Source organism: Chryseobacterium sp. JAH (genome assembly GCF_001507335.1).
In the GTDB taxonomy this organism is placed as follows: Bacteria; Bacteroidota; Bacteroidia; order Flavobacteriales; family Weeksellaceae; genus Chryseobacterium.
This window is the reverse complement of the sequence record NZ_LMAH01000004.1, coordinates 125,611-148,815: the sequence shown is the minus strand read 5'-3', so window position 1 is coordinate 148,815 and position 23,205 is coordinate 125,611. Positions and strand designations below refer to the sequence as shown.

At 36.1% G+C, this 23,205-nt stretch carries 17 protein-coding genes and 1 tRNA gene; 9 read left to right on the top strand and 9 right to left on the bottom strand.

The genetic code is table 11. The features are described 5' to 3' along the window. The first annotated feature begins 2 nt into the window (after positions 1–2). The 4 genes from AR685_RS11430 (at position 3) to AR685_RS11415 (ending at position 7,605) form a co-directional block, all read left to right on the top strand. A complete protein-coding gene (locus AR685_RS11430; RefSeq protein ID WP_047446682.1) occupies positions 3–3,197 on the top strand; it encodes an efflux RND transporter permease subunit in 3,195 nt (1,064 codons plus the stop codon). Then, positions 3,184–4,626, top strand: a complete 1,443-nt coding sequence (locus AR685_RS11425) for a TolC family protein (RefSeq protein WP_059124668.1) — start codon at positions 3,184–3,186, stop codon at positions 4,624–4,626. The genes AR685_RS11430 and AR685_RS11425 overlap by 14 nt, the downstream gene beginning before the upstream one ends. A 156-nt stretch (positions 4,627–4,782) precedes the next feature. Continuing rightward, entirely contained in the window at positions 4,783–5,481 is a 699-nt protein-coding gene (locus AR685_RS11420; RefSeq protein WP_059124643.1) for a hypothetical protein, read from the top strand. Between the two features lie 1,023 nt (positions 5,482–6,504). After that, complete coding sequence (locus AR685_RS11415; protein ID WP_059124642.1) at positions 6,505–7,605, top strand: glycine-rich protein; 1,101 nt, start codon at positions 6,505–6,507, stop codon at positions 7,603–7,605. 415 nt (positions 7,606–8,020) lie between these two features. Here AR685_RS11415 and AR685_RS11410 read toward each other — a convergent pair. Continuing rightward, a tRNA-Ser gene (locus tag AR685_RS11410) sits at positions 8,021–8,107 on the bottom strand. Positions 8,108–8,165: 58 nt separating this feature from the next. After that, on the bottom strand, positions 8,166–9,182 hold the full coding sequence (locus tag AR685_RS11405) for an asparaginase (RefSeq protein WP_047446675.1): 1,017 nt from the start codon (positions 9,180–9,182) through the stop codon (positions 8,166–8,168). 83 nt (positions 9,183–9,265) lie between these two features. Between AR685_RS11405 and AR685_RS11400 the strand changes: the two genes are divergently transcribed. Further along, the gene (locus tag AR685_RS11400; RefSeq protein WP_047446673.1) at positions 9,266–9,940 is read left to right on the top strand and encodes a TrmH family RNA methyltransferase; all 675 of its coding nucleotides are present in this window, start codon (positions 9,266–9,268) and stop codon (positions 9,938–9,940) included. Beyond that, the gene (locus AR685_RS11395; RefSeq protein ID WP_059124641.1) at positions 9,940–10,494 is read left to right on the top strand and encodes a hypothetical protein; all 555 of its coding nucleotides are present in this window, start codon (positions 9,940–9,942) and stop codon (positions 10,492–10,494) included. The genes AR685_RS11400 and AR685_RS11395 overlap by 1 nt, the downstream gene beginning before the upstream one ends. On the opposite strand, the gene AR685_RS11390 is transcribed toward AR685_RS11395, so the two are convergent. The 4 genes from AR685_RS11390 to tsaD form a co-directional block, all read right to left on the bottom strand. Continuing rightward, complete coding sequence (locus tag AR685_RS11390) at positions 10,491–11,186, bottom strand: RsmE family RNA methyltransferase (protein WP_059124640.1); 696 nt, start codon at positions 11,184–11,186, stop codon at positions 10,491–10,493. The genes AR685_RS11395 and AR685_RS11390 overlap by 4 nt on opposite strands. Positions 11,187–11,229: 43 nt before the next feature. After that, positions 11,230–11,595 carry a hypothetical protein gene (locus AR685_RS11385; protein ID WP_059124639.1) on the bottom strand — a complete coding sequence of 122 codons (366 nt, stop codon included), beginning with the start codon at positions 11,593–11,595 and terminating at the stop codon, positions 11,230–11,232. A 408-nt stretch (positions 11,596–12,003) separates the two neighbouring features. After that, on the bottom strand, positions 12,004–12,414 hold the full coding sequence (locus AR685_RS11380; protein ID WP_059124638.1) for a hypothetical protein: 411 nt from the start codon (positions 12,412–12,414) through the stop codon (positions 12,004–12,006). 71 nt (positions 12,415–12,485) lie between these two features. Then, positions 12,486–13,502, bottom strand: coding sequence for a tRNA (adenosine(37)-N6)-threonylcarbamoyltransferase complex transferase subunit TsaD (tsaD, locus tag AR685_RS11375; RefSeq protein WP_059124637.1), 1,017 nt, complete (start codon positions 13,500–13,502; stop codon positions 12,486–12,488). A gap of 4 nt (positions 13,503–13,506) precedes the next feature. Here tsaD and AR685_RS11370 point away from each other — a divergent pair, with 4 nt between their 5' ends. The 3 genes from AR685_RS11370 (at position 13,507) to AR685_RS11360 (ending at position 19,357) form a co-directional block, all read left to right on the top strand. After that, entirely contained in the window at positions 13,507–18,294 is a 4,788-nt protein-coding gene (locus tag AR685_RS11370; RefSeq protein WP_059124636.1) for a translocation/assembly module TamB domain-containing protein, read from the top strand. Between the two features lie 134 nt (positions 18,295–18,428). After that, positions 18,429–18,899: an Lrp/AsnC family transcriptional regulator gene (locus AR685_RS11365; RefSeq protein WP_047446659.1), complete on the top strand. Its 471-nt coding sequence runs from the start codon at positions 18,429–18,431 to the stop codon at positions 18,897–18,899. A gap of 68 nt (positions 18,900–18,967) precedes the next feature. Continuing rightward, on the top strand, positions 18,968–19,357 hold the full coding sequence (locus AR685_RS11360; RefSeq protein ID WP_047446657.1) for a hypothetical protein: 390 nt from the start codon (positions 18,968–18,970) through the stop codon (positions 19,355–19,357). 207 nt (positions 19,358–19,564) lie between these two features. Here the strand turns inward: AR685_RS11360 and AR685_RS11355 are convergent, their stop codons facing one another. From AR685_RS11355 to AR685_RS11345, 3 genes are all read right to left on the bottom strand, one after another. After that, positions 19,565–20,512, bottom strand: a complete 948-nt coding sequence (locus tag AR685_RS11355; protein ID WP_059124635.1) for a transketolase family protein — start codon at positions 20,510–20,512, stop codon at positions 19,565–19,567. A 100-nt stretch (positions 20,513–20,612) separates the two neighbouring features. Continuing rightward, positions 20,613–21,464 carry a transketolase gene (locus tag AR685_RS11350; protein WP_047446653.1) on the bottom strand — a complete coding sequence of 284 codons (852 nt, stop codon included), beginning with the start codon at positions 21,462–21,464 and terminating at the stop codon, positions 20,613–20,615. Between the two features lie 139 nt (positions 21,465–21,603). Then, positions 21,604–23,178: a sodium:solute symporter gene (locus AR685_RS11345; protein WP_047446650.1), complete on the bottom strand. Its 1,575-nt coding sequence runs from the start codon at positions 23,176–23,178 to the stop codon at positions 21,604–21,606. Positions 23,179–23,205: the final 27 nt, after the last annotated feature.

Sequence of the window (23,205 nt, the reverse complement as noted above, 5' to 3'; positions counted from 1 at the left end):
TTATGTTTAAGAAATTCATTCGCAGACCTGTTCTGTCAATCGTCATCTCGCTGATTATTGTTTTTATGGGAGTTTTATCATTAATGAAACTTCCTATTACACAATTTCCCGCCATTTCTCCACCGAAAGTTAATATCACCGCCACATATCCAGGAGCGAATAATGAATTGCTCGTAAAAGCCGTAGTGATTCCTCTTGAAAGATCCTTAAATGGTGTCCCCGGAATGAAATACATGACTTCCGACGCCGGAAATGACGGTGAAACTTCCATTCAGGTAGTTTTTGATTTGGGAACTGATCCCAATGTTGCAGCGGTTAACGTTCAGAACCGTGTTTCATCTGCAGTCAATAAACTTCCGCCATTGGTCGTTCGTGAAGGAGTGAAAATTACCCGTGAAGAACCGAATATGTTGATGTACATTAACCTGTACAGTGACGATCCGAAAGCCGACCAGAAATTCCTTTTCAACTATGCAGATATTAACGTAATGTCTGAATTGAGAAGGGTAAGCGGGGTTGGTTTTGCCGATATTTTAGGAACTCGTGAATATGCAATGCGTATTTGGCTGAAACCTGACCGTTTGACAGCTTACAATATTTCAGCAGATGAAGTGATGGAAGCTCTAAACGAACAAAGTTTGGAAGCATCACCAGGAAAAACTGGGGAAAGTTCTGGTAAGCGTTCTCAGTCATTTGAGTATATCTTAAAATATCCAGGACGTTTTAATAATGAAAAAGATTACGGAAATATTATTCTCAAAGCTAAATCTGCTGGGGAATTTGTAAGGTTAAAAGATGTTGCCGATATCGAATTTGGTTCTTCAATGTACGATATTTACTCTACATTAAACGGAAAACCATCTGCCGCAATTACTGTAAAACAATCATACGGATCTAACGCAAGTGATGTTATCAAAAATGTAAAAACGTTGATGGCTGATCTTGAGAAAACCAATTTCCCGAAAGGAATGCATTATGATATCAGTTATGACGTTTCAAGATTCCTCGATGCATCAATTGAAAAGGTAGTTCATACTTTGTTTGAAGCCTTTATTTTGGTAGCGATTGTCGTGTTTTTATTCTTGGGAGATTGGCGTTCAACGTTGATTCCGGCGATTGCCGTTCCAGTTTCATTGGTAGGAACTTTTGCAGTGATGTCAGCTTTTGGAATTACATTAAATATGATTTCGCTTTTCGCTCTGGTAATGGCAATCGGTGTAGTCGTCGATGATGCAATTGTGGTGATTGAAGCCGTTCATGCCAAGATGGAAGAGAAAGGTCTTTCCGCATTAAAGGCGACTGAAGAAGCGATGCATGAAATTAGCGGAGCTATTATCGCAATTACTTTGGTGATGGCCGCTGTATTTATTCCGGTGGCATTTATGTCGGGTCCGGTTGGTGTTTTCTATCGTCAGTTTTCAATTACAATGGCATCGTCGATCATTCTTTCGGGAGTTGTCGCATTGACATTGACTCCGGCTTTATGTGCTTTAATCTTAAAAAACAACCACGGAAAAGCTAAGAAAAGAGGCCCAATTACGATTCTTCTGGATAAATTCAATAACGTATTTACCAAAGGTGCCGGGAAATATGAGAACTTACTGAAGAAAACAGTAACTAAAAAGTTCATCACGCTTCCTTTGTTATTGATTTTCTGTGCCTGTACTTACTTTTTAAGCAACTCACTGCCTTCAGGATTTATTCCGGGTGAAGATCAGGGGATGATTTATGCAATTATTCAGACACCGCCGGGTTCTACGTTAGAAAGAACCAATCAGATTGCCAAAGAACTCTTGAAAGAATCTGAAGATATCGACGGAGTGCAGTCTGTTTCTTCATTGGCCGGCTACGAAATCCTAACGGAAGGAACCGGTTCAAATTCTGGAACGTGCTTGATTAACCTTAAAAGTTGGGAAGATCGTTCAGAATCAGCCGCCGAAATCATCGAAAAGCTTGAAGAAAAAGCCAAAAATATTCCTGGAGCCAATATTGAATTCTTCCAGCCACCTTCTATTCCTGGTTATGGAGCCGCAGGGGGATTTGAATTGAGACTTTTGGATAAAGCAGGAAGCGGTGATTACCAGAAGATGGAGCAGGTAAGTACCGATTTTGTGAAAGAATTGAAAAAACGTCCTGAATTAGGTTCTGCATTTACATTCTATTCTGCAAGTTTCCCTCAATATATGTTGAAAATCGATAATGATCTGGCCGAACAAAAAGGCGTAAGCATTGAAAAAGCAATGGATAATTTATCGACATTAATAGGTTCGAATTACGAGACCAGTTTTATCCGTTTCGACAGACCTTACAAGGTGATTGTTCAGGCGGGTCCGCAATATCGTGCTTTGCCCAGTGATTTGTTGAAGCTCTATGTGAAGAACGATAAAGATCAAATGGTTCCGTATTCAGATTTCATGCATTTGGAAAAAGTATATGGTCTTTCTGAAATCACAAGACATAACATGTACAACTCTTCTGAGGTGAGCGGAACACCGGCTCCGGGTTACAGTTCCGGACAGGCAATTAAAGCCATTCAGGAAGTTGCCGATAAAACTTTACCAAGAGGTTTCGGAATTGACTGGGCAGGAATTTCAAAAGACGAAGTGGGTCGTGGGAACGAAGCAGTTTACATATTCCTGATCTGTTTAGGATTTGTTTATTTAATTCTTTCGGCGCAGTATGAAAGCTTTATTCTTCCTTTACCGGTAATTCTTTCATTACCGACTGGTATTTTCGGAGCATTTTTATGTTTAAAACTATTAGGATTGGAAAACAACATCTATGCACAGGTAGCCATGGTCATGTTAATCGGCCTTTTAGGTAAAAATGCCGTATTGATCATTGAATTTGCCGTTCAGAAAAAAGCAGAAGAAGGAATTCCTGTAGCGCAGGCGGCGATCGAGGGAGCAGCCATCCGTTTCAGACCGATTCTGATGACTTCATTTGCATTCATTGCAGGATTGATTCCTTTGGTCATGGCAACCGGACCGGGAGCTGTTGGAAACAGAACGATTGGTACCGCTGCAGCGGGAGGAATGCTCATCGGAACTGTTTTCGGACTGCTGATTATTCCGGGGTTATACTACATTTTCGGAACCATTGCCGACAAATCCCGACTCGCAAAATATGAAGAGGAAAATCCTTTAACTGAACAAACAGAACCTTACCAACACGATGATAAACATGAAGATTTATAATAAATATATAGCAGCCATTGCCTTATCGCTTGTTTTAGCAAGTTGTAAGGCGCCTATGGCGACCGTTATTCAGGACCAAGTAAAAAATACAATTCCTGAGAATTTTAATCAAAACGAAGAGCAGGATGCAAATACCAACAGCGGAACTACACCGTGGAGACAGTTTTTTACAGATCCCAATTTAGTAAGTTTAATCGAAACTTCCTTGAAAAATAATCAGGGATTGATGATTACGCTTCAGGAAATCGAGATTGCCAAAAGTGGAATAGTTGCCAAAAAAGGAAGATTAAGCCCATCGGTAAGAGCAGGTTTAGGAGCCGGAGTTGAAAAAGTAGGTCGATACACCAGTACGGGAGCCGGAGACGCATCCACTGAAATAGAACCTGGAAGAGAAATGCCGGATCCGCTTGGGAACTTCGAAGGAGGTTTGATGGCCAATTGGGAAATCGACATCTGGAAAAAACTCAGAACTGAAAAGGATGCTGCAGTTGCGCATTATCTTTCAACGGTGGAAGGGAAGAATTTTGTTCTGTCTAATCTGATCGAAGAAGTGGCAGATAATTATTACGAACTATTGGCGTTGGATAATCAGCTGGATATTATTCAACAGTATATTAAATTGCAGACGAGAGCTTTAGAAATTGCAAAAATACAGAAGCAGGCAGCAGCTGCCACCGAATTAGCGGTGAAAAAGTTTGAAGCTGAACTGGCAAAATCAAAAGCAACAGAATACACAATCCGTCAGCAGATTACTGAAAAAGAAAATCAGATCAATGCGCTTTGTGGCCGTTATCCTCAACCGATTGTGAGAACGAAGGAAAGTTTTATGTCGATTATTCCGCAGACAGTTTATACAGGAATTCCATCTCAGTTATTGGCAAACCGTCCGGATATTAAGCAGGCAGAACTGGAATTAAAAGCAGCTAAACTGGATGTTGAAGCTGCAAGAAAAGAGTTTTATCCATCTTTGGAAATCTCAGCAACGTTAGGATTGGAAGCATTTAAACCTTCTTATCTGGTTAAATTGCCCGAGTCAATCGCTACAAGTTTAGTTGGCGAATTGGCAGGACCGCTGATCAATAAAAGTGCGATCAAAGCCAATTTTCAGACAGCAGATGCAAAACAGATTCAGGCTTTGTACGAATATGATAAAACTATTCTGAATGCTTATTTAGATATTTCAAATCTAATGTCGAAAGTGAAAAACATCGATCGGTACTATCAGTTAAAATCTCAGGAAACTCAGGCTTTAGATCAGTCCATCGATATTGCGAATCAACTTTTCAAAAACTCGAGAGCAGATTATTTGGAAGTTTTATTAAACCAAAGAGACGCTTTAGATGCAAAAATGGAGTTGATTGAAGCTAAAGAAAAGCAGTTAAGCACCGTTGTCGACATTTACAAAAGTTTAGGCGGCGGCTGGAAATAAGATAGTTTTTTTTATTAATATATCATTATTTCAATCGTGGAGTCCGGTTCTGTTTTCAGAGCCGGACTTTTTTTAATAAAATTAAATTCCAAAATAAAACACGTCAAGTTTTGTCGCATTACACCTATAGCTTTGCAGTATAAAATATTAAGAGCTATGGAAATCCCGTTTTATTTAAGTTTCAGAGAATTCGAAAATCAATATTATAACAATCTAGAAAAGTGGTTTGAAAACGATCAAAACACCAATGAAACAGATTTTCTGCTTCATCTAAAAGAGATGTACAAGCCGTATCTGTGTTACAACTTTTCTGAGAACAGATTGCAGGCAGATGCAATGATTGAAGTGAAAAACTGCTTTTTTCCATATCATGAAAACTTCGGGATTTCATTCAATATGAATCACACTAACGCAAAAAGCTTCAAAACCGGCATCAACAATGTTTCTGAGCTGAAAACCATCAGTATGATGGAATATGCCCAACATATTTTAGACAGAATTCATTATTACTTTCAGAAGAATAAGATTTCAATGAAAGAAAATGAAACGATTTTGAATTACATCAATCATTATGAAATCATCACGGCAAAAGAGAAAACAGGCTATTGTCCGGATTATAATGTACATCAGAAAAAACTTCCGTTTTTAAAAGCATTTCTGCCTCATTTTGGAAGTACAGTCGATATGGCTTTGTACAGAAATTTCTACTTTTCGGTCGTGAGAATTGCAGATTTTATCGATTACAAACTGAAAGCGGTTGAAGCTTTTGAAAAAAGCATATACAGCGAGCTAAGATCTGAAGCGATGATTAAAATCCACATGAGAAATCAGACCTTCCTTACGGTTTGCAACTGATTTTTTTAGGAGCTCTATCCTGTTTTCCGCTGTATCTTTTTCTGCCATTGCTTTTTTGAAAAGCCAATTCAGAAAAAGGATGTCGCTGCAATCAGGGCTAGGTGAGAAGTCTTTCATTAAAACACCAAACATTCATACATCATTATATTGTCGAAATGCATTTTATCAGAATGTATTTCAAGCATAAAACCAGATCATTCATCTGGTTTTTGTTTTAATGGAATGATGATGTGTGTTTGGGTGAAGAATATCAGAACTCATACGTTATTTGTCATATTTTGGAAATTTTTCAATAAAATTTTGGATATTTAAAACAAAACAACGCTGAAAATCAACGTGTTTTCAGATAGTAAGGCTCTGAAGTGTTGATGGATATGTGTAACCAGGATCTACTTCAAGACGTGGAAAAAGCATAATGCGAAGTGTGGGAGTAAAGAAAAATTCTTATGATAATGCTGTAGCAGAGGGCTTTTTTAAAGTCTAAGAATAGAATTCACAGAATAGAGAATATATGAGTTTGTATTTTTTGTTAAATATTTCATAATATTTTTTTGTATATCTTTAATTTTTAGTTAGATATGATATATAAATTTGTTAAATTTACATTATAACATTTAAATAATGTAGTCTATGAAACAACATCTTTACAACATTACAGATCCTTTTTTCTTTAATTCATCCTAAAGATCAACAACAGGAAATAAACTTTAATCAATAAGAATTTTATAATGTGAAAAAAATCTACTTATTTTTTCTATCCATTTTACTATCAATGCAAAGTTTTGAGTTGCGTTATGATAGTAGTGCTCATTGTACAAGCAATACAATGTTATTTACAAGTGAGAAAACTCCCAATTTCAGACAATGGATATATTCTCCATCTGATTTTGCTGCTGTAGATCTGTCATGAAATATAGTGGCTGTTTATATGAAGGCCTCTAGTTGTTAACCAAATCACCAATTTAACGGTGAAAATGGCAGCAATGGGTTTGAAGATATGTTTAATACTTTAAATTTAAAATCATGGAAAAAATTACACAACAATCAAAGCTTAAGATATGGGGATTAAAAACTAAAGCCTCGTTTTTAATATTATTCGGTGCGATTTTGTATGTTGCTCAAGTGCAGGCACAGACTTTCTCTTATACAGGAACTGTACAATCGGTAACGCTTGCTGCCGGTTCATATCAGATAGAAATGTGGGGAGCTGATGGCGGAGATGCTCTTAAAGGAACAGGCGGTAAAGGTGGATATAGTACAGGAACTTTAGTGGTTGCTGCCTCTACAACTTATTATATTTATGTTGGAGGTAAAGGAAGCACGGTAACGAGCTCAACACCAGGGGGATGGAATGGTGGCGGTGGCTGTTTAGGCTCATTTAGTACCGGTTATAACGGAGGAACTGGCGGTGGTGGAACTGATATCAGAACTACTCAAAATACTACTTATGCGGACAGAATAATTGTTGCTGGCGGCGGTGGCGGCGGTACCGGTTATAGTACTTATACGGGAAATGGAGGAAATGGAGGCGGTGCGACAGGAAGTAATGGAGGAAGCAGTCGCGGAGTAACTTATGCAGGTGGTGGTGGAAGTCAAACCGCAGGAGGTACATCTGCAACTGGAGGGATACCTAGTTATTCTTCTGCTGGAGCATTAGGTACCGGTGGAAATTATACAGGAACTTTGGGCGGTACTGCTGGTGGCGGTGGATATTATGGTGGTGGTAGTGGTCACTGGGGAGGAGCCAGCGGCGGTGGTTCTTCCTACGTTGGCGGTGTAACGGGTGGTGTAACTATACAGTTTGGTCAAACCGGTTTTGTTTCCAATCCTGATACTACAGGTAACGGCAGAGTTACTATTTCTAATTCTCCGTTGTCAACATCTGAGACAAGTATCAAGAATGATATGAATATTTATCCCAACCCAACGACAGATTTCTTAAACATAACAAAAGTCTCAGATAAAGCAACATATAAAATTTATAGCGTTGCAGGGCAGTTAGTAAGTAGGGGAAATGTAAATGTTGGGATAATTAATGTTTCAGCATTAACAAAAGGTACTTATATGATTGTTATTGAAGATAAAGGAAAAGATTTGTTTAAATCTAAATTTATTAAGAATTAGCAAATAATTTAAATTTTGAAGATTCTGTTCTCCGAGATTTGTTAATGGAATGTATGTAATCGATACTCAAGATAGCACAGCTCGGGTCAGCAGAAATTCATCATGGAATAATTATTATTGGATGAATTTTCTTAAATGAATAAGCTCTCAGAAATGAGAGTTTATTTTTTTTAACACTTAAAATATTTTTAAACTAATTATGTTAGAAATACTTAAGATCTAGTTTAGTATACAGCCATTCAGTTTTACAAATCTAAAACTATTAATAGAGATGTTTAAAGTTCGATATGCGAGATTTAAATTTTCATACTAAACGTTACAGTATTTTAAGCCTTGAATACACCAAATTTTATTTTTAATTATGAAAATAAGGGTGTATTAAAAACAAAAAAAGCGTTGAAAATCAACGCTCTTGCAGAGAGGAAGGGATTCGAACCCTCGATACAGTTACCCGCATACTACCTTTCCAGGGTAGCTCCTTCAACCACTCGGACACCTCTCTATGTTTTGAAGACTGCAAAAATAGGCTATTTTATCGAATTAGCAAATTCTTAATCTGCTTATTCACTGATTTCTCCACAAATATTTCTTGAGAAATTATCGGAAAAACTTCCTATATAATTAGGATTATCAATCAAATGCATTGCTTTTGTAATTGCAGATTCAGCCGTCATATCTTTTCCGCTAATGGCTCCGATTCTTGAGAATATATTGCTATTTTCATATTTGCCAAAAGATATTCCTCCTGAAATACACTGACTTACCACCACGATTTCGGTTCCGTTACTCCTGATTTCCTGGAGGGTTTGCAATGTTTTTGCATTGCTGAAAATGGTTCCTGAACCGAAAACCTGCAAAATCAAAACTTTCATTTTCGGAATTTCTTTAAAATGATTCAGTTTCATTCCGGGGAAAATTCTCCAGAACAGAACATCTTCAGAAATATGTTCATCTACATGAAACTCAATTCTGTCATCGCATCGGAAAAGATTATCTTTTTCGATTTTTAAATGAACTCCAGATTGTCCTAGGATAGGGTAGTTCGGACTTGCGTAAGCATCAAAGTACTCCGCAGAATACTTTAAGGTACGGTTTCCTCTCAATAATTTATATTCAAAATAAATCGCAACTTCCTGAATCACGGCTTCATTTTGTTCGTAAAGACTTGCGTAATACAAACTCGTCAGAAGATTTTCTTTTGCGTCCGTTCTTAAATCTCCAATCGGAAGTTGTGAACCTGTAAGAATCACTGGCTTTGTTAAACCTTTTAGCATAAAACTCAATGCAGAAGCGGTGTATGACATGGTGTCTGTCCCGTGGAGAATCAAAAAGCCATCATACTTTTTATAGTTATTGAATATTAAATTTGCAATCATTCTCCATTCTTCAGGTCCCATATCTGAAGAGTCGAGCGGTTTTGCGAAAGGATGAACGAAAACTTCGCACTCCATCAGTTTCATTTCGGGCATTTTCTCAAAAATATTTCCGAAATCAAAGGCACGTAGGCTGCCGGTTTCGTAATCTTTTTCCATACCAATCGTTCCACCGGTATAAATCAGAAGGACTTTTCGCTTCATTTTAAATTTAAATTAAAAGTTTTGAGTTTCTTTTCAGGTTCAGAATTTCAAAATTACGTTAATTTGCAAAGATTAGAAAATAGATGGAAGATTTAGCAAAAACTTACGAGTACCTAAAGCAGTTTTTAACAGATGAACGATTGCAGAAAATTGAACATTTCGCTCCCGAAAGTTCAGATTTTGTACTTCCGGTTTTGGAGGATGTGTATCAGTTTAGAAACGCAGCGGCAATCGTAAGATCTGTAGAAGCTTGTGGTTTTCATAAAGTCGTGGCTTTGCAGGAAGAAAATAATTTCGAGCCCAACCTTAAAGTCACAAAAGGAGCCGATACTTGGGTGGACGTAGAAAAACTTCCCCGAAACATGGAATCTTTCCAGAAAATTAAAGATAAAGGCTATAAAATCGTCGTCGTTTCTTTAGAGAACAACGCAAAAATGCTCCCTGAATATGAAATTACAGAACCGATAGCTTTGGTGTTCGGAACTGAGATGGAAGGGGTTTCTCAGGAGATTTTGGATTTTGCAGACGAAACATTGGCAATTCCCATGTATGGTTTTACGAGAAGTTTTAACGTTTCTGTTGCAGCATCACTTTGTATGTATGAACTGAAGCAAAAACTGATGAAATCTGGTATTGATTATAAACTTAACGAAGAGAAATTATTGAGAATGAAGATTCGTTGGGCGGTAAATTCTGTGAAAAGTGGTAAGCAGATTTTAGAAAAATATCAAAAAGATAATAATTTGAATTTTATTTGATGAAAAATATACTTTCGCTGATTGTTTTGATATTCATTTTTTCTTGCGAAAGGAAAAGCCAACAGGCTGTTTCGAAAAATCATTCAACAGTCATAGCGATTGATTCTACAGCTGTAAACATCGACAGTTCTGATATTAAAACGTTCAATCCAGACGATACAAAGGATTTAGAATGGATTGTTTTTAATGACAAGTATAAAATTCCGCAACAGATTAAAGATTTTTTTCAAGCGGCAGAAAATGGCGAAATCAATATCGCAAATCCTGACGAAGAATTCAATATAACAGACGTTGTTGTCAAACCTAATGTGCCTTTTAGACAATTAAGATTGTTGGAAAAGAAAAATGAACTTTGGCGAATGGTTTACATTCAAGGAGGAATTGGGAGATCGTATCAATTTTACGAATTTAAAATCCAGGGAGACACTATTTCGGATGTTAAAAAAGGATATTCTTTTGAAAATATTGAAACTAATGACTCATTAGAATATTTCATTAAAAATGGAAAAGTAAAATTTGAGAAAATCAAACTTAAATATAACTGGATAGATTAAATCATCTTATTATAATTCCAAGCCGCAACAAAAACTCCTGCAGTTTCCGTTCTTAATCTCTGATTTCCCAACGAAACTGCCTTAATTCCTTTCTCTGCCAAAAACAAAATTTCTTTATCTGAAAAATCACCTTCAGGACCAATCAGAAAAGTGTAGTTTTCGAATTTTCGAATTTTATTTAATTGTATTCTTTCTAAATTTTCATTACAGTGCGCAACAAAAGTAGTTTCTGAATCTACATTTTTAAGAAAATCGGGCAGTTTAATCAAATCATTAATGACGGGAAAATGAAATCTTAAACTTTGCTTTGACGCTGCAATTGCCTGTTTTCTCAGTTTTTCAATATTCAGATTTTTACGCTCTGTTTTTTCGGTTTGAAGAATGGTTATTTCAGAAATCCCCATTTCGACAGCTTTTTCAACAAAAAACTCAATGCGATCAATGTTTTTTGTCGGAGCAATCGCAATATGAAGTTTTGGACTGAAATCTGGAGTTTCACTTTTGATTTCAGCAACGTCAATCCCTGCTTTTTTACCTTCTATCACTAATTTTCCAGAAGCGAGATTTCCTTTTCCATCAGTTACGTGAATTGCTTCACCATCTTTCATTCGAAGTACTTTTACGATGTGCTGCTGTTCTTCATCGTTGATGATTGCTTTTCCGTTATTAATTTCTCCAAAAAAAAGTTTCATAGTTTTTGAATAGGTATTATTATAAAGTTAATAATTTGTTGTTTCAATAATGTCGTAATCCTTCAGGAATTTCACTTTCAGAATTAAACATTTTAATAAAATTCCCGGTGTCTCCATCGTAGTGATATGTGAAAAGTTTTAAAATTTTATTTTCATCGCTGATAAATCTACTAACGGCATAATAGATTTTTTTTGATTCTTCATCCAAAAATATTCTGATTGCAAACAGTGATTGATCATTTAAAATATCAAAATTATGTTCATTTTTTAATCTATCTGCAATCTCCCAAACTGTTTTTTTGGGTCCAGGAATATTTTTGTCGTAATCCATTGTATCATTATTGAATTGACTTAATATTGATCCTTTTTCGTCATATTCCGTTTCTAAACCAACTTGTAACGAGCCCATTCTACTGATTGCAGGATAAATTCTTTTTTTGACTTAATTTTTAAATTTGGATGAAAATTATAAGTTATATAATAATTTCCGAAAGTTTTCACAATATCAGAAGTACCACCTTTATGATATGACATACTTATTATGGAATCATTTCTTTTAAAGTTTATGGAATTTGTGTTACCAAATGTTTCAATTTCACAACCTTCATAACATGATTTTTTAATTAGTTCATAACTCAGTTAAGTTAAAAGATTGAAGCTCCTTGCTCTGAGAGTAGAAACAATTGAATATAATGAGTGATATGACAGTTGATAAAAGTTTCATGCATAATTATTTAAAATGCGCTTAAATTGTCAGAATTAGTTTCGACAAATGTGATTTTTATTACTTGATTTCAGAAGATATAATGCAAATTTTTTAAAACGTAATTTCATTATCACTTAAAAACGCGACTCCGGTTTTTATCGTGGTATAAATGTCGCCTTCACAATCTCTGTAAGAACACATGTAAATCTCTTCGATCCACTTATTATTCATAAAAATTAAATTCAGATATTCGTTTTTCCTTAAATTATTTTTGATGGATAAATAATCTCCTTCTTTCGGTTCGTAAGTAAAACTGAATACATTTTCAGAATTGATTTTCTCTATAATTTCTTCCTTTACATTCTGAACATATCCAATTTCTGAACTTACCATTAAATAATCTTCGTCCTCAGATTTTTCTGTCACTTCATTTTTTCCGGTAATGGTTTCTAAAACCCAGTAATATTTTGAGTTCTTTTTAGAATGTGTTCCCAGTACTTTTTCTTCTAATAATACTTTCATCTGTAGATATTTTATTTAATTCGTTTTTTTAAGGGGTTTTGCAATCTTAAGTTGGGAAGAAGAATTTTCTGTTATAAATCGTATTTTGATATTGCGGTCGTTCTTAAATCAGTAAATTCTCCTCTTTCAAACTTTAGCTGGGCAACCATCGCAATCATTGCGGCATTGTCTGTTGTGTATTCAAATTTTGGAATATAAATATTCCATCCCAATTTTTTGTGATTGTCCTGCATGACTTGTCTTAATGCAGAATTAGCAGAAACTCCACCTGCAATCGCAACTTCTTTTATGTTTAAATCTTTCGCTGCTTTCTCTAATTTATTCATTAAAATTTCGATGATACACTTTTGTACCGAAGCACAGAGGTCATTCATATTGTCTTTAATAAAATCCGGATTTTTCTTCACTTCTTTCTGAATAAAATAAAGAACTGAAGTTTTGATTCCGCTGAAGGAATAATCGTAATTTTCTAATTTCGGCTTGTTGAATTTAAAAGTGTCAGGGTTTCCTTCTTTTGCCAGTCGGTCGATAATGGGCCCCGCAGGATACTCTAAGTCGAAAATTTTTCCGATTTTATCGAATGCCTCACCAGCTGCATCATCAATCGTTTTTCCGATAATTTCCATGTCGAAATAATTTTTCACCAAAACGATCATCGTATGTCCTCCGCTTACCGTGAGACACAAAAATGGAAATTTTGGCGGCACAGGATTTGCATCGTCGATGAAGTGCGCCAAAATATGCGCCTGAAGGTGGTTGACCTCTATCAAAGGGACCTCTAAACTCATAGCCAGAGACTTCGCAAAAGAGGTTCCTACAAGTAGAGAACCCAAAAGTCCTGGGCCGCGGGTAAAGCCTATGGCAGAGATTGCATTTTGTTGTATATTTGCTTTGGTAAAGGATTTTTCTACTACAGGAATAATATTCTGCTGATGAGCTCGTGACGCAAGCTCAGGAACCACACCTCCATATTCTTTATGGATTTCTTGGTTTGCGGCAATATTTGAAAGAATAGAATTTCCTTTGATAATGGCTGCTGAAGTATCGTCACAAGACGATTCGATACCTAAAATTATAGAGTCACTCATAATAATGGCAAAGTTAGAGAATAATAACGAAAATGAGCATAAAAAATCGGTAGCTGAAAACTTAGGTGATCAGGTACAAAAGACGGTTGATAATGTTCAGGAGACTGTGAAAGAGGCTTCTGAGCTCGCTTCTGATGCCATAAACCACCCAATAGATACCGCTCAGGAATTTGGTAAGCAGGCCGCAAAAGACGTGACAAGCTATTCTTGGTGGGCAAAACTTTTACTGATTCTTTTTTGGACTATTCTTGCCATTGTAGTAGGTATTTTAATTGCGATTAATCTTCCGGTAACTAAAAGATGGGCTGCCAATCAGGCTTTGCAAATTGTCAATAGAGATTTTAAAGCAAAAATGTCTACCGAAAGAGTAGAAGTTGATTTCTTCGGAGATGTGACGATCAAAGGTCTGAGAATCAAAGATTATAAAGATTTAGATTTCATAAAAGCGAGAGAATTTAAAGCCAATTCAGATTGGTTTTCCTTGGCTACCAATGTCGGTAAAAACAATTCATTAAGTTTTAATGGTTTAAGGCTGATTGATGCTGACATTAAAGTGATTACTTATAAAGGTGACAGTATTTCGAACTTCATCCGTTTTACAAAACTTTTTGACAGCGGAAAGAAAAAAGACCCGACAAAGCCACCATTTCAGCTAAATTCAAGATTAGAAATATTAGATTCAAAAGTTTCAATTGTGAATCAAAATTCACCGGGAGAGGCTGGCAAATGGCTCACCGCTACCAATGTGAATCTGATAGCTCCCAAACTACAGGTAAACGGAGTCAACATCAATGCTACCATCAATAATTTTACATTTACCACCAAAAGATGGGGGAAAGCACACTTTGTAGATACTTTTTCTACAGACTTTTCGATGACCGAAGATTTTCTTTTTCTTAAAGACTTAACATTAAATACAGATCATTCACTTCTTCAGGGAGATATTAAATTTAATTTAAATAAAGGTTCGTGGGCAGATTTTACCAATAAAGTAAAATGGGAAATGAATCTTAAACTAGGAAGTCAGCTGAGCGGCTATGATATTTCTTATTTTGTAACCAATTGGGATAATTTTATCCCGTTTAACATCAGTGGGAAAATGACCGGTCCGCTGAATAAATTTACATTAGATAATTTTCTGATCAGGAACCCTTCTGTAAATATTGCCACGCAGAAAATGAAAATTACCAACTTGCTGAAAGGTAATTTTTTGATTGAAACCAATCAACTTTCCGCAGATTTTACATACAAAGATCTGAAAGCCATGATGCCGAATTTCATTTCGAAGAAAATGAAAAACTTCGCAGATGATTTTGGCAAATTAAAATACAATGGAGACGTAAAAGTTACTCCCAAACAAGTTTATGTTTCTTCCGCGAATTTGATGACAGGAATCGGACAGGCGAAAATTTCCAACTTTTCTTTAACTGATTTCAGTACCACTATGCCTAAATATAAAGGGTATGCGGAAGTAAGAGATTTAAATACCTCGGTAATTACAAAAAGCAAAACGGTTGGTTTAATTTCAGGAAAATTCAACATTGACGGACGAAGTTTCGACGTTAATACAATGCGCATCACGACAAAATCTCAGATTTCAAGCATTGATATCATGAATAAGGAAATCAATAATCTATATCTAGATGGTTTGCTTGATCACAGAAAATACAATGGTTTGATTACCGTAAATGATGAGCAGGCGAAAGCGACTGTGAAAGGTCTTATTGATTTCAGTACCAAAAGAATTTCAGCCAATATTGATGCAAACGTTACGCATCTGAATATGAATTATTTCACCAATAAACCGGGAAGTCAAATCGTAAGCGGTCAGGTCAACGGAAAGATGTCGATGACGAATCTGAATGATTTAAATCTCGATGTTGAGGCTAATAATATCAGTTTCGCTACAGCAACTCAAAGATATCAGATTCCTAATGCTAAAGTGAAAACGTTTATTGAAGGAGGTAATCGTGTGATTGATGTTAATGCCCCGGGAGCTGTAGATGGTAAAATTTCAGGAAAATATAATCTTGCTGATTTGGCAGGAATGGTTGAAAATGGATTAGGTAAAATTTTAGTAGGCCCGCCACCAAGAAAACTGTATCGTGGCCAGAACTTTACTATTAACTTTGATGTTCAGCAAGGTTTGGTAAGCTATTTTATGCCTGATCTGAAACTTCCTCAGGGGGCAACGGTGGAAGGTGAGTATGATGGAAATTCAAATAATCTGATTTTAAATCTCGATGCCGCTTCTCTGAAATATGTGATGACCAAAAAAGAAGAAATCACTGATGCAGACATGGCGTTAGCAAATGCAAACCCCGAGTATAAAATCAATCCAAGAGAAACCATTACCCGAGACAGTGCGATGGTAGACAGTGTAATGGTAAGGATAAATACAGCGAATCTTGACCAGCAATTGTATGCAAAAATAAAAAGGGTAGAATACAACAAAAATATCCTCAAAGACATTCTGCTTACAGGGAAAAACGAAAATAACTCAACGCTCAGAATTGCGACCAGCTTCAAACACGGAAGCCCGGAAGATGAGCTGGATGATAACTTAAAAAATTACGCAATCAACTTTAACCAGTCAACAAATCCTGCCGGAGACTATATTTTCAGGTTTGAGCCTACTGAAGTTAATTTTAATAATGTAAAGTGGTCAATTGATACCAGTTCAGAACTAGACCATTATATCAGTTATCGTAAGAAAACACAGGATTTTGAGGTGAAGAATCTTAAAATTTATTCGGATAAAAGTTCGCTTTTAATTAATGAATCCATATTCAAATCGGCTAAAGATTTTTATGTGGATGCAGAAGTTCAGGATTTTGCGATTGAAAAAATCTTAGAAATGCAGGCTGGAGGTAATCCTATGGATATTAAAGGTTTAGCGAATGGTAATGTGAAGATCAAGATGGATAAAAATACCCTCCAGCCATTGATTGACTTGACGGTTGATGACATTATGATGAACGGGAATGATATGGGAGATCTTACCATTTCTGCGGTTAATGGATATTCGCTTAATGTTTATGATGTTGATGTAAAAGTGACTTCAGCTGGAGTAATCGGTAATAATAATCTTCACTTAACCGGAACGGTCAATAATAATACAGCCTCTCCCACAATCGATCTGACAGCGGAATTGCGTGAATTTGATCTTGCATTTACCCAGCAGTTTGTACAGACCATTTTTGGAAATTTAAGAGGGAAAGCGACAGGAGATTTAAAGATTAACGGGAATCTGAAAAATTTAGATTATAGTGGAGACATTGGGTTGAAAGAATTTGGTTTAAAGCTTTTATTTACAGGAGTAGATTATTCATTTGATGATACGGTAATACCGCTTTCTAAAGGTCTGGCGATTCTTAACAATATTGGAGTTCATGACGGAAGATCAAACTCAAAAGGAACAATTTCCGGGGCGATACAGTTTGAAACTTTATCATCGATGGGAGTCAACCTGGTAATGAGAGCAGATAATTTGCTGATGCTGAACACCACACAGAAAGAGTATGATCTTTTCTGGGGTAGAGTCTACGGACAAGGAGATTTGTACGTCGACGGTCCTGTTTCTGCTTTAAATTTATCAACTCCAAATATGAAAGCTTTAAATGGAAGTACCTTTACTTTCAATTCTAGTTCTACATCCAATGTTGAGGAATTTAAAATGTTGAGATTCCTGAAAGAAGGAAAAGATGGTCTGGTAACTCTGGAAGAAAAGAAAAAATCCGGGGCTAATATGAATATCGACTTCAGTCTTGACGTAGATAAGGGAACCACAGTAAATGTTTTGGTAGGTGATGACGTTGGTAATATTACGGTGAAAGGAGTTGCAGATGATCTGAGATTCCAGATGGGAAGACAAGGAGCTATTGCAATGAATGGATCTTATATGGTAGACAGCGGAACTTTTGTTTCTAAAGCCATTCTTAACCGAACTTTCCAAATTCAGAAAAACAGCAGTATACGTTGGGATGGTGATGCAATGAAACCTGCTTTAGATATATCTGCAAATTACGTCAGAATGGTTTCGAATGCCGGAGAATATTTAAATATGGGTCAGCTGCAGCCTATCAGTATTTTATTACAGGCAAATATCACCAACACCTTAAACGATCCAAAGATTGCGTTGAATGTTACTGCATTGGATGTGTCCAGCCAGGTAAAAGAAACTTTAGCGGCGAAAATCAACCAGACCGAAGGGGAGAATGTTCTTCAATTCGGATCTATTCTATTGCTGAATATGTTTAATGTAACCAATACCGGAGGTTTAGCTTTCGATGCCGTTGGAGTAGCAGAATCTTCAGGTTACAATATGCTTTTAAAACAACTGGGGTCGGTGCTAAATACGATGAGCAGCGAATTTCAGATTGACTTAAATTATGTTAAAGGGGACCAGTACTCCAATTCGGGAGACAGAGCAAATGCTGGTGTTAGTTTTGATCTTTCTCCGCGAGTAACGGTGAAAACAGGACTTGGTATTCCCCTCAACAAAACTGAAGCAACAGATGCTAATTACCTTTCAGGAGAAGGGTCAATAGAATATGATATTTCCAAAAAGAATGATGGTACACTGGTACTACGAGGTTACTCAAAACCTACCAACATCGGAATGGGTGTGGGTACTGTAGGCACCAACGGCTCTGCGAATCAGGCGTATGGTGGTGGTATCGTATGGAGTAAAAGCTTCAATTCTTTCTTTAAAAAGAAGAGAAAAGATAAAAAACAGACCACAGCCAATACTCAAATAAAAACAGATTCCATAAAATCAGGGGTTAAATAATCTGAATCCTTGAATGATTTTTATCATCCGTGTTAATTATTGTTAATGTTTGATATATTTTTTTTAGTTAATTTATTTTTCTTAATTTTGTAAAAAATTTATCGATTTTTTAGGAAAAATATAATTTCACTAATATGAACTATCAACTGGACGAAATAGACAAGAAAATTCTTGATTTCTTAGTAGAAAACACAAGAATGCCATTTACAGAAATTGCAAAACAGATGGATGTATCTGCGGGAACAATACACGTAAGGGTTAAGAAAATGGAAGATGCAGGTATTATTTTAGGATCATCTCTTAATTTAGATTATGGTAAGTTAGATTACCACTTTACAGCTTTTATCGGAATCCTTTTAACAAAATCAAACCGTACTCAAGAGGTATTGAAAGAGTTAGGAACTATTCCAAACGTAGTAGAAGCAAGCGTTATCTCTGGAAAATATAACATTTTCTGCAAGGTTAAAGCTAAAAATACTGAAGACGCTAAGAAAATCATTTATCAGATCGACGACATCCAAGATGTAATGAGAACTGAGAGTATGATTTCTATGGAAGAATTTTTGAGTGATAAAAACAGATTGATCAACGCAATCTCAATTTAATCAAATTTTAGACGATATAAATACCGAAGAACTTATGAATTTATTCATAAGTTCTTTATTTTTGCAGGATGGAAAAGGAATATAAAGAGTATAGTTATTTTGATGAAGATCCTAAAAAAGGCTTGGGGTTTATTTTAGCACTCGTTGCCTTGCTGCTGTTTACTTTTATGGGAATCGGTCTCGACTTTGATGAATATCTGCAGCACAAAACCCTCAATATTCCTACAGGTTATTTTTATTTCATCTTTTCGATAGATATCTTAATGATTGCAGGTATTGTACTGATGTATTTTTATCGAAAAATAGGGATTTTTCTTTTTCCTATTATGCTTGTTCTGCATTTTTTTATGCACAATTACTATCTGTCTACGTTCTTATATTCTGACGTTACCAATCTTTTCCTTTTTACAGGCTTTGGAATGTTGGCGATTATTCCAAAATGGAAGTTTTTCAGATAAAAAATATAATATCAACAGAAACTGGCTTTAGTTGGTTTTATTTGTCAGATCATTCAAATAGACTTTAGGTAAAATTTTTCTTGAGCTTTTAGTTATTCAATTTCACTAAAATTAACGCAAACTTATTTCTCAAGAGATTTCCTATTAAGTTTAACACACAAAAAAAGCATCCCATTGGGATGCTTTTACTTTTTTTTAAAATGAAATTTATTTGTCTACAATTCTCTTCACAGCTTCAATAACCGCAGCAGAATCGATTTTATATTTTTTCATTAATTCGGCAGGGGTAGCAGATTCTCCGAAAGTATCGTTTACCGCTACAAATTCCTGTCTTGTAGGTCTTTTTCTAGCTAACATTCCTGCAACAGATTCTCCTAAACCACCAAGATAGTTGTGCTCTTCCGCAGTCACAATTTTACCTGTTTTTTCAACTGATTTTAAGATGATTTCTTCGTCCAATGGTTTAATGGTGTGGATGTTAATCACTTCACAAGAAATTCCTTCTTTTTCAAGTTCTTCAGCTGCCAGCAAAGATTCCCAAACAAGGTGACCTGTTGCAACAATCGTTACATCGGTTCCTTCTTGTAAAAGAATACCTTTTCCGATTTCGAACGGCATATCTTCAGGAATAAAAACAGGAACTACCGGTCTTCCGAATCTTAAGTAAACAGGACCTTCAAATTCAGCGATTGCTAAGGTAGCCGCTTTTGTCTGGTTATAGTCACAAGTATTGATTACGGTCATTCCCGGAAGCATTTTCATCATGCCGATGTCTTCCAAAACCTGGTGTGTTGCACCATCTTCACCTAAAGTAAGACCTGCGTGTGAAGCACAGATTTTAACGTTTTTATTAGAATATGCAATAGACTGACGAATTTGGTCATACACTCTTGAAGTAGAGAAGTTGGCAAAAGTTCCAGTGAAAGGAATCTTTCCTGTGATGCTCAAACCTGCAGCTAATCCCATCATATTAGCCTCTGCAATACCCACCTGATAAAATCTTTCAGGAGCTTTTTCGATGAATTTTTCCATTTTCAAAGAACCGATAAGGTCTGCACAAAGCGCTACAACATTAGGGTTTTTATCAGCCAATTCAGCCAATCCGGCACCGAATCCTGAACGTGTATCTTTTTTTTCTGTATATGTATATTTCATTAGGAGTTTTAATTTTTTTATAGAATCATGTAACCTTGCGGTTTCATTTTGTTCTAAATTATTAAAGATTACTTATTACCAATTACTCAATTATTTATAACTAGTAATCTGCAGGAGCTTCTAAGTATAATTGTTTGAAAGCGGTGTCCAATTGCTCGTCATTCGGAGCTTTACCATGCCAAGCGTGAGTTCCCATCATGTAATCAACACCATTACCCATCTGTGTGTGCAGAATGATAGCCACTGGTTTTCCTTTTCCGGTTTCTGTTTTTGCTCTTTCAAGAATAGCAATTACGGCCTCAAGGTCGTTACCGTTTTTCTCTTCCAAAACGATCCATCCGAAAGCTTCTAATTTCGCATGAAGATTTCCTAGTGAAAGTACATTGTCTGTGCTTCCGTCAATCTGTTGTCCGTTATAATCGATTGTAGAGATGATATTATCTACTTTTTTAGCTGCAGCATACATCAAAGCTTCCCAAACCTGACCTTCCTGTAATTCTCCGTCACCATGAAGGGTGTACACCAAAGAGTTGTCAGCATCTAATTTTTTACCCTGAGCAACACCAAGCGCTACAGAAAGTCCCTGACCTAAAGATCCTGAAGCGATTCTGATTCCTTCTAAACCTTCATGAGTGGTTGGATGACCTTGTAATCTTGAATTTAGTTTTCTGAAAGTCTTCAATTCTGCTACCGGAAAGAAATCAAATCTTGCCAACGTAGAATAGAAAACCGGTGAAATATGTCCGTTTGAAAGATAGAAATGATCTTCGTTCTTACCTTCCATTGTAAATGGCAATTTGTAGTTAAGAACTTTACCGTAAAGTGCAGTGAAGTACTCTGTACAGCCTAAACTTCCACCAGGATGCCCTGAATTTACAGCATGAACCATTCTCAAAATGTCTCTTCTGATTTGTGTTGTAAGAGATTTAAGCTCTTCAATACTTTTACTCATATAGTAGGATTTATTATTAGAATTGATATATGCGAATTTACAATTTTTTGTCGGCTTATGGAAATTGAAAAATCCGGAGTAGGGTTCCGGATTTTTATAGATTTCAAGCGAACAATTGTGCCCCTAAATACTTTCAAAATTAAACCAGCTTCAGATAATTCTTATTCTTCACCAACCACAAACCGATAAACGTCAGCAATCCGTTTAAGATAATCAACTCGACACCAATTCTGTAATCGGTGTAAGTGGTCACTAAATAATTAATCAAATACGTAAGAACCGGTGCTAAAAGCGTCACCGCAAGGATGGAGTATTTTTTTGAAATTTTAAATTTGGTAAAAATTCCGAAAGCAAAAAGTCCTAAAAGTGGTCCGTAGGTGTAACCTGCGATTTCCATGATGAGGTAAACAATAGATTTGTCATTCATCGCTTTGAAAACCATAATCAAAATAAAGAAAACCACCGTGAACGTTAAATGGATTTTCATACGAAGGTGCTTCTTTTGTTTTTCTGTTCTGGTTTTATCCTCATTTAAATTTAATAGATCTACACAATACGAGCTCGTCACTGCCGTCAATGCACCATCTGCAGAAGGGAATAAAGCAGAAATCAATCCGATGATGAAAATCACAGAAATCGTCATCGGAAAATATCCGTTAAGCGATAAGGCCGGGAATAAATCATCTCCCATGATATTTTTTACATTTCCGGCAGCATCTTTAAAACCGAAAACATTAGAAACAACTTCTTTCCCGTCTACCATATTTATTACTTCAGAATATCCTGCGCCATTCTGCAAAGCAAAAAGATAAAGCAAACCACCTAAAAACAAGAAGGCAAGATTCACAAAAAGTAATGTTCCTGCGAAAGTCAGCATGTTTTTCTTAGAGTTTTTAAGATTATCAACAGAGATGTTTTTCTGCATCATTTCCTGGTCAAGGCCTGTCATCGCAATGGTAATGAAAATTCCTCCTAAAATGGTTTTCAGGAAAAATGTCTTGGAATTCGGATCGAAATTGATGAAATGTGTATAATTTTTCTGTTCTAGGATTGTGTACGCTTCCCCAAAAGATAGATTTAAATTTGATAAAATATAAACGATGCATGCAATCAAACTGATGATCATAAACGAAGTTTGTAACGTATCCGTGATCACAATAGTTTTCACTCCGCCTTCGAAAGTATATAAAAGAACCATTAATAAAAGTACCAGAGCCGTTACCCAAAATGGAACACCTAAACCTTCGAGTAAGAATATTTGTAAAACGTTGACAACCAAATATAATCTTGCGGTTGCACCGATTGCTCTTGAAACAATAAAAAATACTGAACCGATTTTATGAGCTTCAACATTGAATCTTCTGCCTAAGTAGGTGTAAATTGAGGTCAGATTCATCTTGTAATAGAGTGGAAGAAGTACCGCTGCCACAATAAAATACCCGATGAAAAAACCGATGACCATCATGTAATACTCAAAACCACCGAAAATGTATTCGCTTCCGGTCATTTTCCCCACAGTTCCGGGAACTGAGATGAATGTAACGCCGCTTAAGCTCGTGCCAATCATTCCGAAGGCAACGAGCCACCATTTGCTTTTTTTGTTACCGATGAAAAACGACTGATTGTCTGAATTCCGGCTTGTAAAATAAGAGATTACCAAAAGACCGACGAAGTATACAAAAACAAACAGCAAAAGAACAGTTCCTGGATTCATTCTTAAATATTAAATTTCAGCAAATAT